The organism is Streptomyces sp. CRN 30 (assembly GCF_034105845.1).
Map to the genome: position 1 here is coordinate 1 of NZ_JAVRHI010000095.1, position 5,262 is coordinate 5,262.

Annotated in this window: 3 protein-coding genes and 1 pseudogene; 3 read left to right on the forward strand and 1 reads right to left on the reverse strand. The window is 74.6% G+C overall.

The window, feature by feature from the left end:
* Positions 1–388 (reverse strand): annotated as a pseudogene (locus UW392_RS09200) (peptidase); the annotation flags it as partial.
* A gap of 187 nt (positions 389–575) precedes the next feature.
* On the opposite strand from UW392_RS09200, the gene UW392_RS09205 reads away from it, so the two are divergent.
* The 3 genes from UW392_RS09205 to UW392_RS09215 all read left to right on the forward strand — a co-directional run.
* The gene (locus UW392_RS09205) at positions 576–3,902 is read left to right on the forward strand and encodes a right-handed parallel beta-helix repeat-containing protein (protein WP_320774405.1); all 3,327 of its coding nucleotides are present in this window, start codon (positions 576–578) and stop codon (positions 3,900–3,902) included.
* 49 nt (positions 3,903–3,951) lie between these two features.
* Positions 3,952–4,785 carry an alpha/beta hydrolase gene (locus tag UW392_RS09210; RefSeq protein ID WP_320774406.1) on the forward strand — a complete coding sequence of 278 codons (834 nt, stop codon included), beginning with the start codon at positions 3,952–3,954 and terminating at the stop codon, positions 4,783–4,785.
* Positions 4,786–4,890: 105 nt separating this feature from the next.
* Positions 4,891–5,262 (forward strand): DMT family transporter (locus UW392_RS09215; protein WP_320774407.1); only part of this gene is annotated, 372 nt, incomplete at its 3' end.

The following is a 5,262-nucleotide window of genomic DNA, read 5'->3' on the forward strand; positions in this document are numbered from 1 at the left end:
CCTCGGCCGGCGCCGCGGCGATCAGCCCGGCGGCGAAGCTGCCGTGTCCGACGCAGTCGCCGCTCGCGCCGCCGGCCGTCTCCACGCGGCCGTCCAGGGCCGGGATCGAGGCGCCGACGCCGGTGTCCACCACCGCCACGGTCACCCCGGCGCCCTGGGACTGCTGCCACGCACGGGACAGGCCGAGGGCGCCGGTGGTCCACGGTGCGTTCTCCGCGGTCCGTTCCGACGCCCCGGCGCACGCCTCGTCCGCGGCCAGCTCCGAACGGACGACCGGCAGTTCCACCGGGTCGGCGGCGACGGCGGGGGTGGCACCGGCGGCGAACAGGGGTACGGCGGCCAGCACGGCGGCAGCGGCCGCACGCGCGGGGGTGGGGTCGCGTCGCATGGCGGGCATCCTATGCCGCCCGCCGGCGGCCCTCCGTCCGGGCCCCTCTGGGCGACCTGTCCGAAACGTCCAGGTGAACACCCTTGACCCGCCTGGAAGATGACCGGGACCCTCACGTAGCCTGCACTCCGGCGCGTCCCGCCGTCCCACAGGGCCGACCGCGGCGCCGGAGCGAGGAGGATCAAGCTTGTCACGGCAGTTGCTCACCGTCGGCCCGGACCAGCCGGACACTTACCGGACGATCGGTGAAGCCCTGGCTCAGGCGCGCAGCGGCGCGGTCGTCCGGGTCAAGCCCGGCCGCTACCCGGAGAACCTGACCGTCCGCACCCGGGTGACGATCGTCGCCGAGGGGGAGCGCGGCAGTGTCGAGATCTGCCCGCGCAAGGGCAGCGCGGTCGTCCTGGTCGCCGACGCGGTCATGCTCACCGACCTCACGCTGCGCGGCGGCTCCGAGGACGTACCGGTCGTCGACGCGGCCCGCGGCCAGGTCGCGATGGACGGCTGCACGATCGTAGGGTCCGGCTGGACCGCCCTGCTGGCCCGCGAGTCCGGCTCCCTGGCCATGCGCGGCTGCCGGGTCAGCAACCCGGACGGCGCCGGTGTCGTGGACACCACCGACACCGGCAGCGTCCTCGTCGACTGCGTGCTGGAGAACCTGGCCACCACCGCCGTGGTGATCAGCGAGAACGGCCGCACCACCGTACGGGACTGCCGGATCCGCGACGCCCGCGGCAACGGCGTGCTCACCAACGGCGAGGCGCAGGGCCTCGTCGAGGACTGCGACATCTCCGGCACGGAGAAGCCCGCGATCGCCCTGGAGGGCAGCAGCACCACCCGCGTGCAGCGCGTCCGGGTGCACGACGCGGCCGTCGGCGTGTACGTCACCAGCGCCTCGCGCCCGGTGCTCGAGCAGGTGACGGTCACCGACACGACCGGCCCCGGTTTCGTGCTGGCCTCCGGTGCCGATCCGGAGGTGCTGCGCTGCCGTGCCTCGCGCACCAAGGGCAACGGACTGGCCGTCACCGAGCGCTCCCGCGGCACCTTCCGTGAGTGCGAGTTCGACGGCTCGGGCGGCCCGGCGATCCGCGTCATCGGCAACAGCACGCCGGCCCTGACCGACACCGCCGTGCGCGACTGCGCGGACGCCAAGGGCGCGGTGGTGCTGGAGGAGGAGTCGGCCGCCGAGTTCGACCGGCTGGAGATAGCCGACGTGGCCGGCGTCGCCATCCTGATCAAGGGCGGCGGCAACCCGCTGGTCCGCCGGGCCAGGATCGCCTCGCCCGGCGGGACCGGTGTCGAGATCCTCGACGACGGCCGCGGCCGGCTGGAGAACTGCGAGATCGAGAACGCCGGCGGGGCCGGCGTCCGGGTGTCCGGCGGCGGCAACCCGCACCTGCGGGACACCACCGTGCGCGGCGCCGCCGACGCCGGGCTCCACTTCGGCGCCGACGGCCGGGGCACGGTCCGCGACTGCCGGATCCACGACGCCGGCGCCTCCGGCATCGCCGTGGACAAGGCCGGCGAGGTGTCCGTCCTGCGCACCGAGGTCACCGGCTCGGGCGCGCACGGCGTGATGGCCGTGGACGGGGCCAAGGCCACCCTCGACGCCTGCGTCGTCACGGGCAGCCTCGGCGACGGCATCCGCGTCGACACCACCGAGCAGGTCACCGTGTCGGGCTGCGCCGTGCGGGACAACCGGGGCGCCGGGCTGAAGCAGACCCGGGCGAGCGACCGGTGCACCGTTGCGGACCTGACCAGCGCGGGCAACGGAGCTCCCGACGTGTGGGGGGCCGACGTCGCCGGCGCCTCGGCCGCGGGCGAGGCGGGCGGCGGCCGCAACCGCGCCGCGAAGGCGGCCCCCGCGGGACCGCTGGAGGAGCTGGAGTCGCTGATCGGCCTGGCCGACGTCAAGCACCAGGTCCGCACCCTGGTCAACCTCAACCAGCTGGCGCAGCGCCGCACCCGGCTCGGCATGCCGGTACCGCCGATGAGCCGCCACCTGGTCTTCTCCGGCCCGCCCGGCACCGGCAAGACCACCGTCGCCCGGCTCTACGGCGGCATTCTCACCGACCTGGGCGTGCTGCGCTCCGGGCACCTGGTCGAGGTGTCCCGGGCCGACCTCGTCGCGCAGGTCATCGGCGGTACGGCGATCAAGACGACCGAGGCGTTCAACGAGGCGCTCGGCGGTGTGCTGTTCCTGGACGAGGCGTACACGCTGCTGTCGGACGGCAAGGGCAGCGGCGCCGACTTCGGCCGCGAGGCGATCGACACCCTGCTGAAGCTGATGGAGGACCACCGCGAGGAGGTCGTGGTCATCGCCGCCGGCTACACCGACGAGATGGCCGACTTCCTCAACTCCAACCCGGGCCTGGCCTCGCGCTTCACCCGCACCATCGAGTTCGCCAACTACTCGGTGGAGGAGCTCGTCACGATCACCGAGCGGATGTGCGAGGCCCACCACTACGAGCTGGACCCGCGCACGCTGGACGCCCTCGCCCAGCACTACGGCCGGATGGAGCGGGACGCCACCTTCGGCAACGGCCGCGCCGCGCGCCGGGTGTTCGAGGAGATGGTGGACCGGCAGGCGTTCCGGCTCGGCTCGATGGCGGACCCGGCCGAGGCCGACCTGTCGCTGCTGCTGCCCGAGGACGTCGGCGTCGACAAGGAGGCCGCGGGCCAGGAGACGACCAGCTCCGAGGAGCTGCTCGGCCGGCTCGACGCCATGATCGGCCTCGGGGCCGTCAAGCGCGAGGTGACCGACCTGGTGAACCTGCTGGCCACGGCCCGGCAGCGGCGCGCGGCCGGACTGCCCACGCCGAAGATCAGCCAGCACCTGATCTTCTCCGGCCCGCCCGGCACCGGCAAGACCACCGTCGCCCGCCTCTACGCGGAGCTGCTGCACTCCCTGGGCGTGCTGCCCAAGGGGCAGCTCGTGGAGGTGGCCCGCGCCGACCTCGTCGGCCGGTACGTCGGTCACACGGCGCAGATCACCAAGGAGGCCTTCGACCGGGCGCTGGGCGGCGTGCTGTTCATCGACGAGGCCTACACCCTCACCCCCGAGGGGGCGACGTCCGACTTCGGCCGCGAGGCGGTGGAGACGCTGCTGAAGCTGATGGAGGACCACCGGGACGAGATCGTCGTCATCGCGGCCGGCTACACCGCCGAGATGCAGCGGTTCCTGGACTCCAACCCCGGTCTGTCCTCGCGGTTCACCCGCACCGTGGAGTTCGAGAACTACACCACCGAGGAACTGGTCGGCATCATCACGACGCAGGCCGCGGACTCCGGTTACGACTGCCCGCCCGAGACGGTGGAGGTGCTGGAGCGGTACGTGGCGGCGATCCCGCGCGACCGCAACTTCGGCAACGCCCGCACCGGGCGCCGCCTGGTGGAGACGATGATGACGCGGCAGGCCCGGCGGATCGGCACCCTGGCCGCGCCCGGCCTGGACGACCTGCGGCTGCTGCTGCCCGAGGACCTCCCGGCGGACGACCCCGCCGGGGTGCCGCGCTGAGCCGGGGGAGCGGAGGCGCACCGGAAATGCCGAAGACGGGGAGGAACCGATGACGGACACATCCACCCACCTGGACCCGGCGGCACCCGAACCGGTGCACGTCACCCGGTGGGAGGACGGTGACTCCGCCGGGGCCCCGGCCGCCGTCCTGGTGCACGGGATCCTCACCTGGGGCGACGACGAGCGGTACGGCTTCGCGGCCCAGCGTCCGCTGGCCGACCGCCACCGGCTGCTGGTGATGGACCGCAGGGGCTACGGGCGCAGCCCGGACATCGCGCACAGCGACTGGGCGGCCGACGCCGAGGACGTCATCGGCCTCCTCGGCGACGGCGCCCACCTGGTCGGGCACGCCTACGGCGGGGTGAGCGCCATGGCCGCCGCCGTGCGCCGCCCCGACCTGGTCCGCTCGCTCACCCTCGTCCAGCCCGGCGCGCTGCGGCCGGCCGCACGCCACCCCGTCGTCGCCGAGGCGCTGGCCCGGGCCCGCGCGGCCACCGCGGCGCTGCCCGCCGGCCTCACGCCCGAGGAGTTCCTCCGGGCGGCCACCGAGTCGGTCGGCATGGCGACGCCGGAGCCGACCCCGGCACGGCTGCGCGCCGCGGCCACCACCATGAACGAACGCCCCTGCTGGGACGCGGACATCCCGCTCGGACCGCTGGCCGACGCGCCCTTCCCCAAGTTGATGATCTCCGGTGACTGGGCGGGGGCGCCCGAGGCGTACCGGAAGTACGCCGGGGAGCCGCTGATCGCCTGCGCCGGCCACATCGCCGAGGTGATCGGCGCGGAGCACCTGGTCGTGCCCGGCTACTACCCGCACACGCAGCAACCCGGACGGGTCAACGCCGCACTGCGGGAGCTGTGGGACCGCGCCGAACGGGCGTGATCACTGACGGTGCCGCCGGCCGCCCGCCGGTCGGCCGGGGGCGCGAAGCGGCCGAGGCGCCGCGCATAGCGCGCGGGCGGGAGCGGACGGCGCGAGGATCGGTGGATGGGTGTGCTGCCACCGGTCCTCTTCGCGTTCCTCGCCGCGTTCAGCAACGCGCTGGCCACCGTGCTACAGCGGCGGGCCGCGCTGAGCGTGCCGCAGACCCGGGGGTTCCGGCCGGGGCTGGTCGTCGATCTGCTGCGGCAGCCGGTCTGGCTCGCCGGGATGCTGGCCGTCGTCGTCGCCGCGGCGGGACAGGCGGCGGCCCTGGCGACGGGCCCGCTGTCGCTGGTCCAGCCGCTGTTCGTGCTCGAACTCCCGCTGGCCCTGCTGCTCGCCTCGCTGATGACCGGCAACGGGCTGCCCGCGTCGCTGTGGGCGGCCGTGGCCGCGGTGGTCGGCGGGCTCGGGCTGGCGCTGGCGACGGCCGCACCG